This window comes from Nonomuraea rubra, assembly GCF_014207985.1.
In the GTDB taxonomy this organism is placed as follows: Bacteria; Actinomycetota; Actinomycetes; order Streptosporangiales; family Streptosporangiaceae; genus Nonomuraea; species Nonomuraea rubra.
In genome coordinates this window covers 902511-922114 of the sequence record NZ_JACHMI010000001.1, presented here as the reverse complement: position 1 = coordinate 922114, position 19604 = coordinate 902511, and the positions used below count along the sequence as shown (strand labels likewise).

General features: G+C 70.2%; 19 protein-coding genes. 9 read left to right on the top strand and 10 right to left on the bottom strand.

The genetic code is table 11. From position 1 onward, the window contains the following. Window positions 1–20: 20 nt before the first annotated feature. From HD593_RS04240 to HD593_RS04220, 5 genes are all read right to left on the bottom strand, one after another. Window positions 21–1814 (bottom strand): phosphoenolpyruvate carboxykinase (GTP), encoded by a 1794-nt coding sequence (locus HD593_RS04240; protein WP_185100811.1) that lies wholly within the window; start codon window positions 1812–1814, stop codon window positions 21–23. Window positions 1815–2074: 260 nt separating this feature from the next. After that, the gene (locus HD593_RS04235) at window positions 2075–2596 is read right to left on the bottom strand and encodes a hypothetical protein (protein ID WP_185100810.1); all 522 of its coding nucleotides are present in this window, start codon (window positions 2594–2596) and stop codon (window positions 2075–2077) included. 70 nt (window positions 2597–2666) lie between these two features. After that, window positions 2667–3821 (bottom strand): C40 family peptidase, encoded by a 1155-nt coding sequence (locus HD593_RS64215; RefSeq protein ID WP_312903346.1) that lies wholly within the window; start codon window positions 3819–3821, stop codon window positions 2667–2669. 122 nt (window positions 3822–3943) lie between these two features. Beyond that, window positions 3944–4444, bottom strand: coding sequence for a transcription elongation factor GreA (gene greA, locus HD593_RS04225; protein ID WP_043628806.1), 501 nt, complete (start codon window positions 4442–4444; stop codon window positions 3944–3946). Window positions 4445–4552: 108 nt separating this feature from the next. Continuing rightward, the gene (locus tag HD593_RS04220) at window positions 4553–4972 is read right to left on the bottom strand and encodes a DUF4307 domain-containing protein (protein WP_185100808.1); all 420 of its coding nucleotides are present in this window, start codon (window positions 4970–4972) and stop codon (window positions 4553–4555) included. A 134-nt stretch (window positions 4973–5106) separates the two neighbouring features. Between HD593_RS04220 and mca the strand changes: the two genes are divergently transcribed. The 3 genes from mca to HD593_RS04205 all read left to right on the top strand — a co-directional run bounded on the left by mca (window position 5107) and on the right by HD593_RS04205 (window position 6511). Beyond that, window positions 5107–5991, top strand: a complete 885-nt coding sequence (gene mca / locus HD593_RS04215; RefSeq protein ID WP_185100807.1) for a mycothiol conjugate amidase Mca — start codon at window positions 5107–5109, stop codon at window positions 5989–5991. Between the two features lie 82 nt (window positions 5992–6073). Next, entirely contained in the window at window positions 6074–6232 is a 159-nt protein-coding gene (locus tag HD593_RS04210) for a hypothetical protein (RefSeq protein WP_185100806.1), read from the top strand. Beyond that, on the top strand, window positions 6233–6511 hold the full coding sequence (locus tag HD593_RS04205) for a GNAT family N-acetyltransferase (RefSeq protein WP_185100805.1): 279 nt from the start codon (window positions 6233–6235) through the stop codon (window positions 6509–6511). 4 nt (window positions 6512–6515) lie between these two features. On the opposite strand, the gene HD593_RS04200 is transcribed toward HD593_RS04205, so the two are convergent. Then, complete coding sequence (locus HD593_RS04200) at window positions 6516–7664, bottom strand: hypothetical protein (RefSeq protein ID WP_185111649.1); 1149 nt, start codon at window positions 7662–7664, stop codon at window positions 6516–6518. Window positions 7665–7762: 98 nt separating this feature from the next. On the opposite strand from HD593_RS04200, the gene HD593_RS04195 reads away from it, so the two are divergent. Next, window positions 7763–9766 (top strand): thioredoxin domain-containing protein, encoded by a 2004-nt coding sequence (locus tag HD593_RS04195; RefSeq protein WP_185100804.1) that lies wholly within the window; start codon window positions 7763–7765, stop codon window positions 9764–9766. Window positions 9767–9859: 93 nt separating this feature from the next. Here the strand turns inward: HD593_RS04195 and HD593_RS04190 are convergent, their stop codons facing one another. After that, window positions 9860–11896 carry a transglycosylase domain-containing protein gene (locus HD593_RS04190; RefSeq protein ID WP_246546274.1) on the bottom strand — a complete coding sequence of 679 codons (2037 nt, stop codon included), beginning with the start codon at window positions 11894–11896 and terminating at the stop codon, window positions 9860–9862. Between the two features lie 218 nt (window positions 11897–12114). Next, window positions 12115–12594, bottom strand: a complete 480-nt coding sequence (locus HD593_RS04185; RefSeq protein WP_185100803.1) for an Lrp/AsnC family transcriptional regulator — start codon at window positions 12592–12594, stop codon at window positions 12115–12117. 103 nt (window positions 12595–12697) lie between these two features. Between HD593_RS04185 and hppD the strand changes: the two genes are divergently transcribed. The 5 genes from hppD to HD593_RS04160 all read left to right on the top strand — a co-directional run bounded on the left by hppD (window position 12698) and on the right by HD593_RS04160 (window position 17032). Next, entirely contained in the window at window positions 12698–13807 is a 1110-nt protein-coding gene (hppD, locus tag HD593_RS04180) for a 4-hydroxyphenylpyruvate dioxygenase (protein ID WP_185100802.1), read from the top strand. A gap of 34 nt (window positions 13808–13841) precedes the next feature. Beyond that, on the top strand, window positions 13842–14285 hold the full coding sequence (locus tag HD593_RS04175; RefSeq protein WP_185100801.1) for an RDD family protein: 444 nt from the start codon (window positions 13842–13844) through the stop codon (window positions 14283–14285). A 46-nt stretch (window positions 14286–14331) separates the two neighbouring features. Continuing rightward, window positions 14332–15744, top strand: coding sequence for a M1 family metallopeptidase (locus HD593_RS04170; protein WP_185100800.1), 1413 nt, complete (start codon window positions 14332–14334; stop codon window positions 15742–15744). A gap of 95 nt (window positions 15745–15839) precedes the next feature. Beyond that, on the top strand, window positions 15840–16364 hold the full coding sequence (locus HD593_RS04165; RefSeq protein WP_312903345.1) for an RNA polymerase sigma factor: 525 nt from the start codon (window positions 15840–15842) through the stop codon (window positions 16362–16364). A 68-nt stretch (window positions 16365–16432) separates the two neighbouring features. After that, window positions 16433–17032 carry a hypothetical protein gene (locus HD593_RS04160; protein WP_185100798.1) on the top strand — a complete coding sequence of 200 codons (600 nt, stop codon included), beginning with the start codon at window positions 16433–16435 and terminating at the stop codon, window positions 17030–17032. A 159-nt stretch (window positions 17033–17191) separates the two neighbouring features. On the opposite strand, the gene HD593_RS04155 is transcribed toward HD593_RS04160, so the two are convergent. Then, window positions 17192–18250: an ROK family protein gene (locus HD593_RS04155; protein WP_185100797.1), complete on the bottom strand. Its 1059-nt coding sequence runs from the start codon at window positions 18248–18250 to the stop codon at window positions 17192–17194. A 70-nt stretch (window positions 18251–18320) separates the two neighbouring features. Beyond that, window positions 18321–19496, bottom strand: coding sequence for an FIST signal transduction protein (locus HD593_RS04150; RefSeq protein WP_185111647.1), 1176 nt, complete (start codon window positions 19494–19496; stop codon window positions 18321–18323). Between the last annotated feature and the right edge of the window lie 108 nt (window positions 19497–19604).

Below are 19604 nucleotides of genomic sequence, written 5' to 3'. Positions count from 1 at the left end.
ACCGCACAAGGGAGCGGCGCTCAGCCGAGGCGGTCGAGCAGCGCGTTGTACTCGTCCCACAGCTCCTTGGGCAGGTGGTCGCCGAACGTCTCGAAGTGGCCGGGGATCAGCGCGGCCTCCTCCCGCCAGACCTCCCGGTCGACGGTCAGCAGCGTGCGCAGGTCCTCCTCCGACAGGTCGAGGCCCTGGGTGTCGAGGTCGGCCGGCAGCAGGCCGATCGGCGTGGGCACGGCCTTGGCCTCGCCGTTCAGCCGCTCCACGATCCACTTGAGCACGCGGCTGTTCTCGCCGAAGCCGGGCCAGACGAACTTGCCCTCGTCGTTCTTCCTGAACCAGTTGACGTAGTAGATCCTCGGCAGCTTCGCGCCCTGGCGGCGGCCGATGTCCAGCCAGTGGCCGAAGTAGTCGCCCATGTTGTAGCCGCAGAACGGCAGCATGGCGAACGGGTCGTGGCGCAGCTCGCCGACCTTGCCCTCGGCGGCGGCGGTCTTCTCGGAGGCGACGTTGGCTCCGAGGAAGACGCCGTGCTGCCAGCTCAGCGACTCCGTTACCAGAGGTACGGCGGTGGCGCGGCGACCGCCGAACAAGATCGCTGAGATGGGCACGCCCTTGGGGTCCTGCCACTCGTCCGCGATGGTCGGGCACTGGGCGGCAGGGGTGGTGAAGCGCGCGTTGGGGTGGGCGGCGGGCTCGTCGCTGTCGGGCGTCCAGGAGCGGCCCTTCCAGTCGGTGAGGTGCGCGGGCGGCTCCTCGGTGAGTCCCTCCCACCACACGTCGCCGTCGTCGGTGAGCGCGACGTTGGTGAAGATGCTGTTGCCCCAGAGAGTCCGGATGGCGTTGGCGTTGGTGACCTGGCCGGTGCCGGGGGCCACGCCGAAGAAGCCGGCCTCCGGGTTGATGGCGTAGAGGCGGCCGTCGTCGCCGAACCGCATCCAGGCGATGTCGTCGCCGATCGTCTCGACCTTCCAGCCCGGGATCGTGGGCTGGAGCATGGCGAGGTTGGTCTTGCCGCAGGCGCTCGGGAAGGCGGCCGCGATGTATCGGGTCTCGCCGGAGGGCGGCGTGAGCTTGAGGATGAGCATGTGCTCGGCCAGCCAGCCCTCGTCGCGGGCCATCACGCTGGCGATGCGCAGCGCGTAGCACTTCTTGCCGAGCAGCGCGTTGCCGCCGTAGCCGGAGCCGTACGACCAGATCTCGCGGGTCTCGGGGAAGTGGCTGATGTACTTCGTGGAGCTGCACGGCCAGGGCACGTCCGCCTGGCCCTGCTCCAGCGGCGCCCCGACGGAGTGGACGGCCTTGACGAAGTCGCCCCTTTGTTCGATCAGCCGCAGCGCCCTGTCCCCCATCCGCGTCATGACGCGCATGGAGACGGCGACGTACGCGGAGTCGGTGATCTCCACCCCGAGCTGGGAGATCTCGCCGCCCAGCGGGCCCATGCAGAACGGCACCACGTACATGGTGCGGCCGCGCATGCAGCCCTTGAACAGCTCGCCGAACGTCTGGCGCATCTCGCCGGGAGCGATCCAGTTGTTCGTGGGCCCGGCGTCCTCACGGCGCTCGGAGCAGATGTAGGTGCGGTCCTCGACCCGCGCCACGTCGGTGGGGTCGGACTTGGCGTAGAAGCTGTTGGGCCTGGCGGCCAGGCGGGTGAGCGTGCCCTGCTCCACGAGGAGGTTGGTCAGCCGTGTCCACTCCTCCTCCGACCCGTCGCACCACTCGACGCGGTCCGGCTGGGTGAGTGCTGCGATCTCGTTCACCCACGCGGCCAATTCGCGATTGCTGGTGGGCGCTTCTACTTCCACGGAAACGGACACGGCTTGACTCCTCCACTCTCTCAGGGCCCAGTCATCATTAACGACGAAGCGCCCCGAAAGCCAATTGGCATAGACCTTTTGACTGGGGCGTCGCCGCAGGCAGCGGCCCTGACGATTGGGGGAGCCTACCCAGGCGGAGCGGATTTAAAAGAGAAGTTTTTCACACGTCCGAAGGCCAGTGGTCCAGTCCAATTACGCTGGTCTAAACCAATTTCCGAAGTGGTTTAGTCCTTTCCGCGAGCCGTTTCCGCTGGCCGATCTCAGGAATTGACGTCGGGCCCGGAAGAGCGAACGCGGTCGACGTGCTGGAGGGCGTCGCGCAGCTCGGCCAGCCACTCGTCGGTGTTCTTGCCGACCAGGCGCACGCACCACGCGAGCGCGTCGCTGCGGCTCCTGGCCACGCCGGCGGCCACGAGCGTGTCGAGGACCTGGCGCTCGGCCTGGCGCAGGCGTGTCATCACGGGCACGGAGAGTGTGGTGAACATCACAGTCTCGCCGCCGCAGACCACGCCCCAGGACACCTTCTGCCGGAACCTGCGCTCGGCCTCCCTGGCGATCTCGATCCGCCGCTCGCGGGTCTCCTCCCTGAACCTCCTGGCGAGCCCCTCGATCAGGGCCGGCCGTTCGGCGTCCGGCGTGTCGGCCGGCGGGTCGGGCAGCGTGCCGAGCACCGCGATCTCCTCGCGGTCCCTGACGATCACGGGCGCCCCGGTGAACCACCCCTCGGGCAGCCGCCCGGTGAACCAGCCGCGTACCTGTGCGGTCGCGTCGTCTGTAGTCATGTAATCAACATTACATTCTTGCGGCCCGAATGCACGCGCAGGTAGAAGGACCTGTTCGTCAAGGGAAGGGTCAGCGGACCTTGGCCGCCGCGATGGGGCTCACCCGGACGACGCCCGCCAGGTTCCTGGTGCTCACAGGGACGATCTTGACCACGTCCCCGGTACGCGGCGCGTGCAACATCTTCCCGTCACCCCAGTAGATCGCCACGTGGGAGATGTAGTCGGGGTTCGTCGGGTCGTTGCGCCAGAAGAGCAGGTCACCCGGATGCGCCTGCGAGTACGGCACCTGCGGCCCCGTCACCCACTGCTGGTGCGTCACCCGCGGCATCCGCACCCCCGCCTGCCCGTAGGCCCACTGGACCAGGCCGGAGCAGTCGAAGGTCTCCGGCCCCTCGGCTCCCCACACGTACGGGCGGCCCAGCTTGGAGACGGCCGCCTTCAGCGCCACCGTGAGCTGCTCGCCGGTCATGAACGAGCCCGCCGGCCAGTTCCGCTGGGTCACCTTCTGCTGCGGCTGCGGCAGCACGGGGTTGACCATGGCCACCTGCGTGCCCTTGCCCAGCGCCTTCTTGATCTTCCTGCTCAGCGTGTCGGAGTTCGCCTTGGGCGCGCTGACGATGAGCGCGTTGTCGCGGGGCAGCCCCAGCGAGCGGCCGACGTCCTTGGACACGACGGCGTCCACGGCGCCGAAGCCCGTCGTGGCGTAGGCGCCGATGCGCAGCTGCCCGGCCGAGCCGGCCGACACCCGGCTGTGCAGCGACAGCCCGCCGTCGTTGCCGAGCACGAACGAGACCGCCACGTCCCCGGCCGCGACGTTCTGCCACAGCGCGTCGGACGAGGCGGTCACCTTGGGGGTGTAGGACCGGAACGTGGAGGGGTTGACGGCCAGCGTCTGCACGCGCTTGCCGTCGAGCGTGACCGAGGCCGCGTCCGCCAGCTCCAGCGCCCGCACGCCGGACAGCCTGGCGACCTTCTGCAGCATCTCGTTCGTGAACGGCCTGTTCGTCAGCACGAACAGGTTCGGCTTGTGCAGCTTGCTCAGCGGCGCCACCGGCTGCGTGGTCACGGCGGGCTGCTGCTGCGCGGGCCGCTTCTGCGCCAGCGGCGTCTGCCGGGGTGTCACCCGCACGACGTCGTCGACGGGCGTCATGGCCGCGTCCGGCTGCGTCAGTAACAGCACGTCCGCGGTCAGCACCGCGACCAGGGCCACCACGATGAACGGCACCAGTTTGTAGGTGTTACGCCGTTTACGGGTCTTGACTAAGAAACTGAGGTCTTGCCGGATTCCGGACCCATGCGAAAAGTCCGCCGGGCCAGCGTGGGCCCGGCGGTCGTGGTCCATGGGGGTCAGTTGCCGATGTACGGCACAGCCTCGAGGATCTCGACGGTGTTCTGCCGTCCGTTGGGCAGGGAGTAGGTCGCCTTCTCACCGATCTTCTTGCCGTTGATCGCCGCCCCGAGCGGGGACTTGGGCGAGTAGACGTCGATCGGCGCCCCGCTCTCCTCGCGGGAGGCGAGCAGGAAGGTGACCTCGTCGTCGTCACCGACGAACCGGATGGTCACGGTCATGCCGGGGCCCACCACACCCTCGGCCTTGGGGGCCTCTCCCACCTGGGCGTTGTCGAGAATCTGCCGGAGGTGGAAGATCCGGGCCTCCATCTTGCCCTGCTCGTCCTTGGCGGCGTGGTATCCGCCGTTCTCGCGCAGGTCGCCCTCCTCACGGGCGGCCTCGATCTTCTTGGCGATGTCGACGCGCCCGGGGCCAGAGAGATACTCGTACTCCGCCTTCAGGCGGTCGTACGCCTCCTGCGTCAGCCATGTGACGTTCTCATCGCGAGAGTCGGCCACGGGTTCTCCTTGCTTGCCTAGGGGGCCCTGAGATCATCTGAGGTTGCGTACGGTTGAATTGCGAAAGGCTAACAAGTTAACCGCTCGAACGCTTCCCCAAATGTCTCACTATACGAGATTGCAGTACTGGATGTGGACGGAAGTCGCCTGACCACTCGTGTCGAGGCTTTCCTTGAGCTGCTTACTACCCTCACCAGCCGGGATTCTTACTTCCTTGCTGCCCACTTCCGCATGATTGACGTCCAGAGCCCTGATCCGGCAGACGGCCACCCTATCGTCTGGCTTGTAGACCTCAAAGGTGATCTCGGCCCTGCTGGGTCCGTTGACCTTGAACGTCACGACCTGCGCCGGCGCCTCCGACCCCCCGGCCGTCATCGACCACATCACGTAGCCCCAGCCACCTGCGATGATGGCCACCAGCACGCCGATCACCACGTGGACGACCAGCCGGCCACCTCGCTTGGGTCGGTCCGGAAAGTCGTCGGGCGTGCCGAGAACTGGCCCGTTCCCGGCATCTTTGGTGACCATGGCGGAATCTCCCTGCACTCCCTCAGCGTTATCCGAGACAATTGTCGCCCGCGGGGGGTGTGCCCTCGCGACCGCCCAGCAGAAACTAACCTCTCTGGGTGACTGACCGGTCCCAACTGAGGAGCATCGAGCCCGTGAGTGCACCGCTGAGGCTGATGGCCGTTCACGCCCACCCCGACGACGAGTCGAGCAAGGGTGCCGCCACCATGGCGCGTTACGTGCGTGAAGGCGTGGAAGTGCTGGTCTGTACCCTCACGGGCGGCGAGCGCGGATCCGTGCTCAACCCGAAGATGGACCGGCCTGAGATCGTCGCCAACATCGCGGAGGTGCGCAAGGCCGAGATGGCCAGGGCGCGCGAGATCCTCGGCGTCGAGCAGCGTTTCATGGGTTTCGTGGACTCCGGGCTGCCGGAGAACGAGGACGAGGCGCTGCCTGAGGGCTGCTTCGGCCTGCAGAAGCTTGAGGACGCCTCGGCGCCGCTGGTGGCCGCCGTGCGCGAGTTCAGGCCGCACGTGATCATCACGTACGACGACGACGGCGGTTACCCGCACCCCGACCACATCATGACCAACAAGGTGTCCGTGGAGGCGTTCGAGGCGGCCGGCGACCCCGACCGCTACCCCGGCACCGGCGACCCGTGGCAGCCGCTCAAGCTCTACTACCAGATGGGCTTCACCAAGGAGCGCTTCGAGGCGCTGCACGAGGCGATGACCGAGCGCGGCCTCGGCTCCCCGTACGCCGACTGGATCTCCCGCTGGGAGGACCGCCCCGCCAAGTGGCCGGTGACCACGCGGGTGCCGTGCGGCGACTACTTCGAGATCCGCGACGAGGCGCTGAAGGCGCACGCCACCCAGGTCGACCCCGACAGCTGGTGGTTCGTCTGCCCGCGCGAGCTGCAGCAGGAGATCTGGCCGACCGAGGACTACCACCTGGCGCGCTCGCTGGTCGACACCGAGCTGCCGGAGGACGACCTGTTCGCGGGCATCCACGCCGACGAGGTCGAGCCCGCCTGCCACTGAGCGGACCACTGAGCGGACCGCTGAACGGACCACGGCACCTCGGTGGCAGACTGGAAGGGTGATGGTTCTAGCAGCAGGTGAAGTGAGCCCGGGTCTGCTCGGGTTCGTCGTCGTGGCCCTGCTCGGGCTCGCCCTGTATATCCTGATCAAGTCGATGAACAAGCAGATGTCGAAGATCCAGGTGCCGCGCGAGGGCGAGATCGAGGAAGCGGCCCGCGACGACGAGAAGGCCAAGAAGTAGATGCCGATCGAAATAGTCGACAACTCGACGGAGAGCCGGTTCGAGATCCTCGTGGACGGCAAGGTCGCCGGGTTCGCCGACTATCTGCTGCTGCCCACGAAGATCGTCTTCACGCACACCGAGGTGCTGCCCGCGTACGAGGGGCAGGGGCTGGCGGGCAAGCTGGTCGGGCACGCCCTGCAGGCGAGCGCCGACACCGGCCTGCGCGTCGAGCCGCGCTGCCCCTACGTCGCCAAGTACATCGAGCGCCACCCCGAGTTCCAGGAGCTCGTGGGCTGAGCGGTCACTCGGCGGGGGGCGACCAGGCGCGTTCGAGGGCCTTGGGCAGCCCCCACCAGCCCAGTGGCGTGAGCACGTCGTCCTTGTCCACGACGCCGAGCACCCGCCACAGGGTCACCACCGACTCGAAGAGACCCTCCGTGGCGTCGAGGTCGTCGTCGTCCTGCTCGTCGACGTCGATGTCCTCCGACTCTGCGATGAGCCGTGCCATGCGCTCGGGCGAGGCCAGCACCCCGGGGCCCATGCGTACCAGTGCCGCCACCCCGGCCAGCCAGTCGGCGTGCTGGATGGCGCAGAGGTTGGCCAGCGCGGTGTCCTCCTCGCTCAGGTCCCTGTCGAGGTCGGCGAACTCCTCCAGCACGTCAGCGCCGTCCGACAGGTCCGAGATCGGCCCGGCCACCCCGGCCACCACCGCCAGCCACAGCTCCGCGTCGCCGTCCGGCACCGGCCGGTCGTCGAAGCCGGCGCAGGCCCGCAGCACGTTGGCGGGATAGCCGGGCAGGGCGAGCAGCGCGCGCAGCCGCGCCGCGGCCGCCTCCAGCTCCGTGACGGGCAGCTCGGGCTGCTTGGGCAGCTCCGCCATGATCCGCCGCAGCTCCGACAGCGCGAACGCCTCCTCCTCGTCCCAGGCCGCGAACAGCTCCTCGTCCTGCTCGTCGCTGACCGCGAACCCGGGCACCCTGCCGTCGGGCAGCGGCGTGCTCAGCCAGCGCTCCTGCAGCTCCTCGTAGGCCGTGCGGGCGTCCTGGTCGCCGGTGGCCAGCGCGTCGGGGTCGATCTCCCCCGATTCCACCCGCTCCTCCAGGTACGCCACCAACCGGGCGAACATCTCGCTCGCCACGGGCCCGCGCTCGTCCTCCTCCGGCCAGACGAAGTAGCTGGGCGTCATGAGGATCGGCTCCGTGCCCGTGGACTCAACCCACCTCTGCACGTCGCCCACCGTGGCCACCCCCGCCTCGATCGAGCTGAGCGTCGCCTTGGCCGAGTCCCAGAACGCCAGCGAGAGCGGGTTGCCCGCCGACATCATGGCCCGCCGCAGGTCGGGCAGCGCCACGAGCGCCACGCCCGATGGCACGACGAGCAGCGCGCGCGCCACGTCCCTGCGCGTGAGTTCCGGCGCCGGACGACCGGCCTGAGCGCAGACGAAGTCCATATCCACGCCCGTAACCTACGCCGCGTCCTGTTCCGGCCGCACCCCCTGATCCCCGGCGCGGCGGCCGCCGCCGTCTAGGGTGGGCGGGGGAGGTCCTGATGAACCGCTTGAAAGACGCGACGAGCCCCTACCTGCTCCAGCACGCCGGCAACCCGGTCGACTGGCACCCGTGGGGCGAGGAGGCGTTCGCGGAGGCGCGCCGCCGTGACGTGCCGCTGCTCATCAGCGTGGGCTACTCGGCGTGCCACTGGTGCCACGTCATGGCCCACGAGAGTTTCGAGGACGCCGAGACCGCGCTGCTGATGAACGAGCACTTCGTCAACATCAAGGTCGACCGCGAGGAACGGCCCGACGTGGACGCCGTCTACATGGGCGCCACGCAGGCCATGACGCACCAGGGCGGCTGGCCGATGACGGTGTTCGCCACGCCCGAGGGCCACCCGTTCTACTGCGGCACGTACTTCCCGCGCCCCCACTTCCAGCGCCTGCTCAGCGAGGTGCACAACGTGTGGACGGGCGACAGGGAGTCGGTGCTGAAGCAGGGGGCGAAGGTGGTGGAGGCGCTCACCACGCAGACCACGCTGCCGAGCGGGCCGCTGCCGGGCGAGGAGACGCTGCGGCAGGCCGTGGCCAACCTGCGGGAGTCGTTCGACGCGGCTCACGGCGGGTTCGGCGGGGCGCCGAAGTTCCCGCCGTCGATGGTGCTGGAGTTCCTGCTGCGGTCCGGCGAGCGCGAGATGAGCGGCGCGACGCTGGCGGCCATGGCCCGCGGCGGCATGTACGACCAGCTCGGCGGCGGCTTCGCGCGCTACAGCGTGGACGCGCGGTGGGTCGTGCCGCACTTCGAGAAGATGCTCTACGACAACGCCCTGCTGCTGCGCGTCTACACGCACTGGTGGAAGGCGGGCGGCGGCGACCTGGCCAGGCGGGTGGCGCTGGAGACGGCCGGCTGGCTGCTGCGCGAGCTGCGCACGCCCGAGGGCGGCTTCGCCTCGGCGCTCGACGCCGACAGCGAGGGCGTGGAGGGCAAGTTCTACGTCTGGACACCCGACGAGCTGCGCGAGGTGCTCGGCGAGGACGACGGCCGGTGGGCCGCCGGGCTGTTCGAGGTGACGCCCGCCGGCACGTTCGAGCACGGCGCCTCCGTGCTGCAGCTCCTGCGCGACCCCGAGGATCCCGCGCGGTACGCCGACGTGCGGGCGCGGCTGCTGGCCGCCAGGGAGCGCCGGGTGCGGCCCGGGCGCGACGACAAGGTCGTGGCCTCCTGGAACGGCCTGGCCATCGCCGCCCTGGCAGAGACCGGCGTCGTGTTCGAGCGTCCCGACCTGGTGACGGCCGCCACGGAGGCGGCCGAGCTGCTGGCCGGCACGCACCTGGACGGCGGCAGGCTGCTGCGCACGTCCAGGGACGGCAGGGCGGGCACCAACGCCGGCGTGCTGGAGGACTACGCCAACCTTGCCGAGGGCCTGATCTCCCTGTACGGCGTCACCGGCGAGGCCCGCTGGCTGCGGCAGGCGGGCGCGCTGCTGGACACCGTGCTCGACCGCTTCTCCGACGGGACGGGCGGCTTCTACGACACCGCCGACGACGCCGAGCGGCTCTTCCAGCGCCCGCAGGACCCCACGGACAACGCCACCCCCTCCGGCCAGTACGCGGCCGCCGGCGCGCTGCTCTCCTACGGCGCGCTGACCGGCTCCATGCGCCACCGTGACGCCGCCCACGCCGCGCTCGGCACCGTGTCGGTGCTGGCGGCGGGGCACGCCAGGTTCGCGGGCTGGGGGCTGGCCGTGGCGCGGGCGGCGCTGTCGGGGCCGGTGGAGGTGGCGGTCGTCGGGCCCGCCGACGATCCGCGCACGGCGGCGCTGCACCGGGAGGCGCTGCTGGCGGACGCGCCGGGGCTGGTGGTCGCGCTCGGCCGCGGCGACACCGCCGACCGGGGCAGCGGCGATCCGCTCGTGCCGCGCGAGAGCGCCTTCCCCGCTCTGCTGGAGGGGCGCGGGCTGGTCGGCGAGGCGCCTGCCGCGTACGTGTGCAGGGGGTTCACCTGCCGCATGCCCGTGACTACCGTCGAGGAGCTGCGCGCCGAGCTGACCTCCGGGTAAGCGGAGGGTTCGCCCGAGCACAGCGGCGGCACGCGCGGCGGCGGGCCGGGGCGGGGTCAGCGGCGGCACGCGCGGCGGCGGGCCGGGGCCGGGTCAGCGGCCAGGTTGCTCGTCGCGGCCGCCCCTGCCGCCGTCCACGCCGGAGTCCTGCACCGACGGCTGATCCGGGACCTCGCTTTCCGGCGGGGACGTCTGCTCCGGCTGCTGGTCCGGCCCGTTGTCCTCCGGGGTCTCCGTCACCGGCGGCTCGTCGGAGAACGGCGGCGGGCTGAAGTCGGGCTCCGGCCGGTCCCAGTCGTCCTGGCTCGGCGGCGGGCTGTACTGCTGGTCGGGCACGTCGCTGTCACGGTCGGGCTCGGAGTAGCGGGACGTCCACCCGTACTCCGACGGCTCTGGGAACTCCTCGACCGGCTTGCCCTCCATCGCCTCGGTCATGAACGCCCGCCAGATCTGCGCGGGGAGCTGGCCGCCGAACTGCGTGCCGTACCCCGGGATGCTGACCGTGGCGTTGTCGTCGCGGAACATGTTCACCGCCACCGCGAGCTGCGGCGTGAAGCCGTTGAACCAGACGGACCTGGAGTCGTCGGTGGTGCCCGTCTTGCCGGCCACCGGGCGGTCGTAGAGGCGGGCGGCGGTGCCGGTGCCGTACTTGACGACCTGCTGCATCGCGTAGATCGTGTCGGCCGCGGCCTGCTCGCCGACCACCTTGGTCTCTACGGGCTTCACCAGCTCCTTGCGGGCCTGCGCGTCGGTGACCGACCGGACCACGTGCGCCTCCACGTGCACGCCCTTGTTGGCGAAGGTGGAGAAGCCGGAGGCGTTCTGGACGGCGCTGACGGAGGACACGCCGAGCGGGAAGGACGCGGCCGTCTTCTGCTTCTCGAGCTGGGCGGCGGGGATGCCGGCCGCCTCGGCGGTCGCGGCCACCTTGTCCAGGCCGACCTTCTGGCCGAGGTCCACGAAGGCGGTGTTGACGGAGTTCTGGGTGGCGCTGATCAGGTTGATCTGGCCGTACGAGCGGTCGCCGTCGTTGGGGATCGCCTGGGACGCCGACGCCACCCGCAGCGGCGAGTTGCCGTTGACCCTGGTGGACAGGTCGAAGCCGTTGTCGAGCGCCGCGGCCAGCGTGTACGGCTTGAACGTGGACCCGGCCATCACCTTGGCCGAGAACGCGCTGTCGTAGTACTTCGACTGCGACGGCCTGCCGCCGTAGAAGGCGACGACCTCGCCCGTGGCGGGATCGACGGCCGCCAGCCCCGTACGCACCTTGTCGGGCGTGCTGTCCGGCAGCGTCTCCTCCACCGCCCGCCGGGCGGCCTGCATGAGCTTCTTGTCGAACGTCGTGACGATCTTGAGGCCGCCGCTGTTGATGTCCTCGTCGGTGTAGCCGCGCCGGTTCAGCTCGGCGGTGACCTGCTCCAGCATGTACTGGGACTGACCCTTGAGCTCGAAGGGCTTCTTCGGCACCGCCAGCTCGGGGAACCGCTCCGCGGCCGCCTGGCCGGCCGACAGCGCGCCGGTCTGGGCCATGGCGTTGATCACGGACTGCCAGCGTTCCCTGGCCGCGACCAGGTCGGAGCCCTTGGGATCGGCGAAGCGGCTGGGCTGCTGGATCACCGCCGCCAGGTACGCGCCCTCGGAGACGGTCAGGTCCTCGACGTCCTTGCCGAAGTAGGCGCGGGCGGCCGACTGGACGCCGTTGGCGCCGCGGCCGAAGTAGATCGTGTTGAGGTACTGCTCCAGCACCCAGTCCTTGGACTTGGACTGGTCGACCTTCATCGCGATGAGGATCTCTTTGAACTTCCTGGTGACGGAACGTTCCTGGCTCAGCCCGCTGTAGTAGTTGCGCACGAGCTGCTGGGTGATGGTGGAGCCGCCCTGGAGCTGCTGCCCGGTGAGGGTGGACCAGACGGCCCTGCCGGTGCCCTTGAGCGAGACGCCCGCGTCCTCGTAGAACGAGCGGTTCTCGGCGGCGATGACCGCGTCGCGCACGTGCTTCGGCACCCGGGCCAGCTCGACGTTCCTGCGGTCGATGCCCTGCCGGGCGAGCACGCTCTTGCCGTCGCGGTAATAGATCACCGAGCCCTGCGCGGTCGCCTGCTTCTGCGTCGTATCCGGAATGGGAGTCAAAGCCCAGGCAATGGCGAAAAGCCCGGCCAGTACGACGATTCCCGTGCCGATTGAAACCAGGAGAACCCGGAGAATCCGCCGCCTCTTCCGCATTCCGTTACCACCGCCACTCCGCACCCTCGACCCCCCTCGTCAAGCGTCGCCCAACCCCCGCAAGCTGGGCGAATGGTAAGGGTAAACGATCGACAATGGTGCCTAGTCCCTCAGCGATAGTACGTCTACCTAGCCTCCCTACGCGGAACATCGGCGACCAATGGCAGCACCCGGTAGGGAACCGGGGTGTCCAGTGCGATGATCGAATTAGTCCGGAGTACGCCCTGAACATCGACGATCCGATCGATAACCCGCTGTAAATCGGCGTTCGTCCGGGCGACCACGCGGCAGAGAAGATCGCTGTCACCGGTGATCGTGTGCACTTCCAGCACCTCCGGAATGCGGGCCAGCCGGTCGGCCACCGGGTCGTGCCCGGCCACCTGCCTGATCTCCATGCTGACGAACGCCGTGACGTCGTAGCCGAGCGCGGCGGGCGACACGTCGGGGCCGAAGCCGGTGATCACTCCCCTGTCCACCAGCCGGTCGAGCCGGGCCTGGACCGTGCCACGGGCCACGCCGAGCCGCCGCGAGCACTCCAGCACGCCCAGCCGGGGCTCGGCGGTCAGCAGGGCGATCAGCCGGGAGTCGAGCTCATCGATCGTCATGCTGTACAGAAATACCCGATGTGACGGAGGACGGCTAGGCAGATTGTGCACTCATCGAGGTAACTGTTGCGCAACTCGTCCAGGAAAATAAACAGTTAGCGGTATGAGTGATGTCTTTCCGGTCAACGGCATGCACGCCGTGGTGTTCGCCGTGGGAAACGCCAGGCAGGCGGCCCACTACTACTCGACCGCTTTCGGCATGCGGCTCGTGGCCTACAGGGGGCCGGAGAACGGCAGCCCCGACCTGGCCGCGTACGTGCTGACCTCGGGCAGCGCCACCTTCGAGCTGCGGGCCTCGATCCGGCCCGGCACGGACCTGGCGCGGCACGTGGCGGAGCACGGTGACGGGGTCGTCGACCTGGCCATCGAGGTGCCCGACGTGGAGGCCGGCTACGCCTACGCCGTCGCCCACGGGGCGAAGGGCCTGGTGGAGCCGCACACGGTGGAGGACGAGCACGGCAAGGTGGTGCTCGCGGCCATCGCCACGTACGGCGAGACCCGGCACACCCTGGTCGACAGGTCCAACTACGGCGGCCCCTACCTGCCCGGCTACGCGCCCGCCGAGCCGCTGGTCGCGCCGCCGGCGACGAAGAACGGGCGGCTGTTCCAGGCCGTCGACCACTGCGTCGGCAACGTAGAGCTGGGCAAGATGGACGAGTGGGTGGAGTTCTACCGCGAGGTGATGGGCTTCACGAACATGGCCGAGTTCATCGGCGACGACATCGCCACCGAGTACTCGGCCCTCATGTCGAAGGTCGTGGCCGACGGCACCCGCAAGGTCAAGTTCCCGCTCAACGAGCCGGCCGTCAGCCGCAAGAAGTCGCAGATCGACGAGTACCTGGAGTTCTACGGCGGGCCGGGCGTGCAGCACATCGCGCTGGCCACCAACGACATCCTGACCACGGTCGACCACATGCGGGCCGCCGGGGTGAGCTTCCTGCAGACGCCCGACTCGTACTACGACGACCCCGAGCTGCGCGCTCGCATCGGCCAGGTGCGGGCCCCGATCGAGGAGCTGAAGAAGCGCGGCATCCTCGTGGACCGCGACGAGGACGGCTACCTGCTGCAGATCTTCACCCAGCCCGTGCAGGACCGGCCCACGGTCTTCTTCGAGCTCATCGAGCGGCACGGCTCGCTCGGGTTCGGCAAGGGCAACTTCAAGGCGCTGTTCGAGGCCATCGAGCGGGAGCAGGAACGTAGAGGCAACCTTTAGTTTGTCCCGACTTAGTGGTGGTCATCCAGACATCATGGGATTGCCGCCACCGGGGCTGGCGGGACGCTGGCGGCGGCTGTTCGCCGGCGTCCTCGACTGGCTCATCGTCAACATCGTCGCCGCGCCGTTCAACTGGACGAGCTGGGACCACGTCTGGAACGAGAACCGGGGCGAGTGGGAGCGCTATCCCGTCGAGCACACCTTCGTGGCCGGTCTGGTGGCCTTCCTGTACTTCTGGCTGCTGCACGCCTTCTGGAACGGTCAGACCCTGGGCAAGAAGGTGTTCGGTCTCCGTGTCGTGTCCGAGTACGGCGGGAGGATGGGGGTGGGCCAGGCGGCGGTCAGGCAGGCCGTGTACTCCGTACTCGGGTGGCTGTGCTGCGTCGGCATCCTGGTGGATCTCGGCTGGATCCTCTTCGACCCCCGCAAGCAGGCCGTACACGACAAGGCGGCGAGGACTGTCGTCGTGAACGCCTGACTCAGCGTAATATTCTGGTCACGAACTGAAGGGGGCTCGTACGCTCATGCGTTCCAACAGGCGTGGGGTGGCCATGCTCGCGACGCTCATCAGCGTGCTGGCCTGCTCGCCCGCCGACGAGCCGACCCCGCCCGCCGCGGGGCAGAGCGCCGCCGACCGGCGCGCGGGCGCGCCCGGCATCGGCGACCCCGACTTCCCCCGCGACGGCAACGGCGGCTACGACGTCTCCCACTACGACCTGGTCGTCGACTACACGCCCGCCACCAAGCGGCTCGACGGCGTCACCACGATCAGCGCCGCCGCCACCCAGGAGCTGTCCAGCTTCAACCTCGACCTGACCGGGCTCGACGTGCGCGAGGTCGCGGTCGACGACGCGCCCGCGACGTTCACCAGGAAGGGCGACGAGCTGACCGTACGGCCCGCCCGGGCCATCACCGGCGGCACGCCGTTCACCGTCAAGGTCACCTACACCGGCTCGCCCAAGCCGGCCAGCGACAACGCCAACCTCGGCACCTACGGCTTCATCCCCACGCCCGACGGCGCGTTCGTGGCCTCCGAGCCCAACGGCTCCAAGACCTGGTTCCCGAACAACGACCATCCCGCCGACAAGGCCACGTTCGACTTCACGATCACCGTGCCCGCCGGGCTCACCGCCCTGGCCAACGGCGAGCAGGCCGGCCGGCCCACCACCTCGGGCGGCAGGACCACCTTCCGCTGGCGCGAGCGCCATCCGATGGCGACCTACCTGGCCACGGCCACGCTCGGCAAGTTCGACCTGCGCCAGGGCAGCACCGCCGCCGGCATCCCCAACCTGGCCGCCACCGACCCCAGGTTCAAGAGCTCGCTCGACCCGCTCTACACGCTCTCCGGGCAGATCACCGACTACTGGGCGACGGTGTTCGGCCCCTACCCGTTCTCCTCGACCGGCGGCGTCGTCGACGACTACTCGGCCGGCTACGCGCTGGAGAACCAGACCAAGCCGCTGTACGGCGGCTTCCAGCCCGACGAGACGATCATCGCGCACGAGCTGGCGCACCAGTGGTTCGGCAACAGCCTGACCATCAAGCGCTGGAAGGACCTCTGGCTCAACGAGGGCTTCGCCACGTACGCGGAGTGGCTGTGGGCCGAGCACAAGGGCAAGAAGACGGCGGAGGCCACGTTCACGGAGCTGCTCAAGCGGCCCGCCTCCGACCCGATGTGGAGCTATCCCCCGGGCCGCGCCAAGCCCGACGACCTGTTCAACCAGTCCGTCTACACGCGCGGCGGCATGACCCTGCACGCCCTGCGCAGGGCCGTCGGCGACGCCACGTTCTTCACCCTGCTCAAGGCGTGGGCCGCCGAGCACCGCTACGGTCATGTGACGACGGAGCAGTTCGTCGCGCTCGCCGAACGCCTGTCCGGCAAGGAACTCGACGCACTCTTCGACGCCTGGCTCTTCCAGCCCCGCAAGCCCGCCTGACCTGCGGGGAAACGCTTCGCGTCGCCCGAGCCAAGTACGAGGTGTAAGGGCGAACGACGAAGGGAGCGAGGCCGGTGCGCCTCAATGAAGACCCTGTGGCCTTTGAGGCCTTCTATCGCCGCCACGTCGATGCCGTGCTGAAGTTCGTGGTCCGGCGGGTGAGCGATCCTCACCTCGCCGCGGACCTGACGGCGGACATCTTCCTGGCGGTTCTGGACTCCGCGGACACGTACTCGCCCGGACGCGGCAGCGAGGTCGCCTGGCTGTACGGCGTCGCGCGCAACGTCGTGTCGGCCCAGTACCGCAAGGCGAGCCGGGAGGCCCGGGCGACCGGCCGGCTGGCAGCGCGTCGCCTGATGGACGACGACGACCTCGCCCGGATGGAGGAGCGGATCGATGCCGAGCGCCAGATGCGCAGCGCTCTGGAGGCCATGGAGGGCCTGCCGGAGGGCGAGCGCGCGGTGCTGGAGCTCGTGGCGATCGACCAGCTCACCGTCACCGAGGCCGCCGAGGCGCTGGGCATCAGGCAGGTCACCGCGCGGGTCCGGCTGCACAGGGCCAGGCGGGCCCTCGCACACTTCACCTCGCCCTCGGCTGTGTATTCGGAAGGACGGGCATGAGCAACTTCGAAGATCGCCTTCTCGGTGCACTCAAGGAAGAGATCACGACGAGGAAGGCGGAGGACAGGATGACGACTGTTGCACCGGCACGCAGGCGCCGTTGGGTCGGGGCGGCCGCCGCGGTGGCGGGGGTCGCGGCGGCCGCCACCGCGGTGGTGGTGGCGACGGGCCTCATCGGCGGCCCGGCGTACGCGGTGAGCAAGGGTGCGGACGGCGGGGTCGGCGTGGAGATCCACACGTTCACCGATCCCGATGGGCTGGAGGCCGAGCTGGCCAGGGCCGGGGTCAAGGCGGTGGTGGACTACCTGCCGCAGGGGCAGACCTGCAAGCAGCCGCGCGGCACGCACGGGGGCAGGTCCGGGGAGTTCGCCGCGAGCATCGGGCGGAAGGGCGACGGGATCGCCTTCAAGATCGAGAAGGGGCAGGTGCCGGCGGGGTCCACGCTGGTGCTGACGGTCTCGAAGAGCAAGGACGGCGACGACCGGCCGCCGTTCGCGACCTCGCTGGAGATCGTCCAGGGGGCGGTGTCGGAGTGCGAGCCCACCTCGACGCCGCTGCCGGGTGACGGCAGCGGGGGCACCACGGAGAAGCAGGACCAGGGGCCCGGGCTCGACTCGGGCACCGAGCAGCAGGACCAGGGGCCGAGCCTGGAGAGCAAGACCGGCTGACGTCCCGACCCGGCCCGGCGGCCCTCTCCCGAGCAGCGAGGTGCCGCCGGGCCACATCGCTTCAGGCGCTTCCGGCAGTCCGGCCGGGGTCGCGCGTCCAGGACGTGCGCTCACGCGTCGCGGACAGGCCGGGTGGCGTCGCCCGCCCAGGCCGCGTGCTCAGGCGTCGCGGGCGGGCCAGTAGGTGTCGCCCGCGAGGAGCAGGGCCGCGGCGCCGATGAGGCCGGCCTCCTGGCCGAGGGCGGCGGGCAGCACCTTGACGCGGCGGGCGAACCCCATCCTGGCGTGCTCCCGCAGCGCCTCCTCCAGCGGGCCGAACAGCGGCTCCCCCGCCTGGGACAGGCCGCCGCCGATCGTGATGACGTCGAGGTCGCACAGGTGGGTGGCGGAGGCGATGGCCACGCCGAGCGCCCGCCCGGCCCGGCGCATCGCCCGCGACGCGACCGGATCCCCGGCCCGCGCATCGGCGGCCAGCTGCCGAGCTGTCACAACCCGATCCTCCGCATACGCCCCATTCAGCGCCGCACCGCCCCCGGCGACACCACCGCCGACCCCACAGGGCACCACCGGGCCGGCCATCGCGACATCCCGGGCCACCGCGCCACGCGCTGCCGCACGACCGGCCACCGCGCCAGGCTCCCAGCCCTGTTCCAGCGCCCACGCCACCAGCGCCGGCCCTCGGGCGACGGCCTCCAGGCAGCCATGACCGCCGCAGCCGCAGCGCGGGCCGCCCGCCGCGTCGACCACCACGTGCCCGATGTGTCCCGCGTTCCCGGTACGCCCGTGGAGCAGCCGCCCGCCGAGGATCAGCCCGCCGCCGACCCCCGTGGACACCACCATGCCGAGCATGTCCCCGCTCCCCTGCCCGGCCCCCCGCCAGTGCTCGGCCACGGCCAGGCAGACGGCGTCGTTGTGCAGCCGTACGGGCACGGAGGGGAACAGCGCGGCCAGCCGGGCGCGCAGCGGGAAGCCGCGCCAGCCCGGGATGTTCAGCGGCGAGACCTCACCGGCAGGCCAGGTCAGCGGCCCGCCACAGCCCACCCCCACCCCCTCGGCGGCGGACGCGAGCGGCGAGACGAGGCCGGCGAGCACCCGCCACAGGGTCTCCGCGTCCGCCCCCTGCGGCGTCGCGGCGCGCCGGGACTCGGCCACCGTGCCGTCGGGGGCCACCAGGCCGGCAGCCATCTTGGTGCCCCCGACGTCGATGGCCAGGATCACGAGCGGCGACCGCCCGCGATCGACGCCGGCCCGCGGTACAGGACCGGGACCCGCTGCCGGCTGTCGGGGATCACGACCCGCCCGGAGTGCTGGAGAACACGAGCACGGACGCCGTGAACCCGTGCACGTGGTTGTGCCCCGCCACCGGCCCGACCTCCCCCGCCGCGAAGAAGCCGGCCACGCCGATGGGCCCCAGCGTGTCGCGCAGCGCGACCGGGTCGTGGTCGGCCGTGCCGAACATCGCCGACCCCCGCCCGTTGCAGGAGAACAGCAGCGCCCCGTCCACCTTGCCGAGCTCCTCGCGATGGGCGTCGAGCAGGTCGTACAGGTCCTCGTCGGCGGTGGCCGCGTCGCGCACCTGGAAGCGCACGGTCCTGCCGACCTCCACGATGTCGCCGATCGCCACGGCCTCCCGGTCCGGGTCGATGCCGATGACCCCCCTGATGAGGAAATCTCCGCGTTCGTGGCGTTCGGCGTACTCGTCCATGGCCAGCCCGATCTGCAGCCCGGACGCGACCAGCTCGCGATCGTCCTCGTCCAGCTCGCTGACGATGTCCTCCAGCCGGGCCAGCGCCGGCTGCCCGGCCAGCTCCAGCAGCAGGTTGTCCTCGGACGCGGTGACCACCATGCTCGGCCCGATCGGCCGGCAACCCTGGCTGACCACGGTGCTGACCTTGAGCGGCCCGCTGAGCAGCACGCCGATGGCGCCCTCGGTGTAGATCTCGCCGTCGGCGAACAACCGTACGGAGCCCCGTCCCTGCAGCCCGTTCGCCAGCCCGCCGATCAGCGGCAGCTCGCCCAGCACGTCGACCGAGCGCTCGACGAAGGCGTCGGTCGGGAAGCTGTACGGGTCGGCCAGCAGGATCGCCACGTGGTCGTCCCCGCCGCGCTCCGGCAGCCCGACCACCACGAACCGGTCCTCGGCCGCCAGCGTCTCCAGCGCGAACGTGGTCAGCCGCGCCCCGTCCAGGGTCGCCGCCCACGCGCTCACGGCAGGCGTCAGCTCCACTCCCTGCCCGTCGCCGATCACCCCTGTGGCGCTGCATCCGATCACGTGCGCCTCGGGCGCGAGTTTCATGGCGGCCTGCCCGGCCCGCGCGACGTCGTCCGGATCGTCGCCGCAGATGAAGAAGCAGACCAGGTCTGCTTGGCCGCTGAGCCTCGACAGTGCCTGACCGACGGCGTGCTCCGCGGCCTCCACCAGGTCGGAACCCACGGCGAGGCCGTCGGCGAAGCGGCTTGTCATCAAGGCCACGGATCTCGCCTCCCTCGACATGTCCAAGTTCCCTAGGCCCGATTCTCCCCACTAAAGGGACAAGCACGCCCACGAACCGTCACGCAATAGTCAAGATCC

Coding starts and splice junctions, on each gene's coding strand:
- HD593_RS04235 (WP_185100810.1), bottom strand. CDS start 2,596: ATGACTACAGACGACGCGACCGCACAGGTACGCGGCTGGTTCACCGGG.
- HD593_RS04220 (WP_185100808.1), bottom strand. CDS start 4,972: ATGGTCACCAAAGATGCCGGGAACGGGCCAGTTCTCGGCACGCCCGAC.
- HD593_RS04205 (WP_185100805.1), top strand. CDS start 6,233: ATGCCGATCGAAATAGTCGACAACTCGACGGAGAGCCGGTTCGAGATC.
- HD593_RS04200 (WP_185111649.1), bottom strand. CDS start 7,664: ATGGACTTCGTCTGCGCTCAGGCCGGTCGTCCGGCGCCGGAACTCACG.
- HD593_RS04195 (WP_185100804.1), top strand. CDS start 7,763: ATGAACCGCTTGAAAGACGCGACGAGCCCCTACCTGCTCCAGCACGCC.
- HD593_RS04185 (WP_185100803.1), bottom strand. CDS start 12,594: ATGACGATCGATGAGCTCGACTCCCGGCTGATCGCCCTGCTGACCGCC.
- hppD (WP_185100802.1), top strand. CDS start 12,698: ATGAGTGATGTCTTTCCGGTCAACGGCATGCACGCCGTGGTGTTCGCC.
- HD593_RS04175 (WP_185100801.1), top strand. CDS start 13,842: ATGGGATTGCCGCCACCGGGGCTGGCGGGACGCTGGCGGCGGCTGTTC.
- HD593_RS04170 (WP_185100800.1), top strand. CDS start 14,332: ATGCGTTCCAACAGGCGTGGGGTGGCCATGCTCGCGACGCTCATCAGC.
- HD593_RS04160 (WP_185100798.1), top strand. CDS start 16,433: ATGACGACTGTTGCACCGGCACGCAGGCGCCGTTGGGTCGGGGCGGCC.
- HD593_RS04150 (WP_185111647.1), bottom strand. CDS start 19,496: ATGACAAGCCGCTTCGCCGACGGCCTCGCCGTGGGTTCCGACCTGGTG.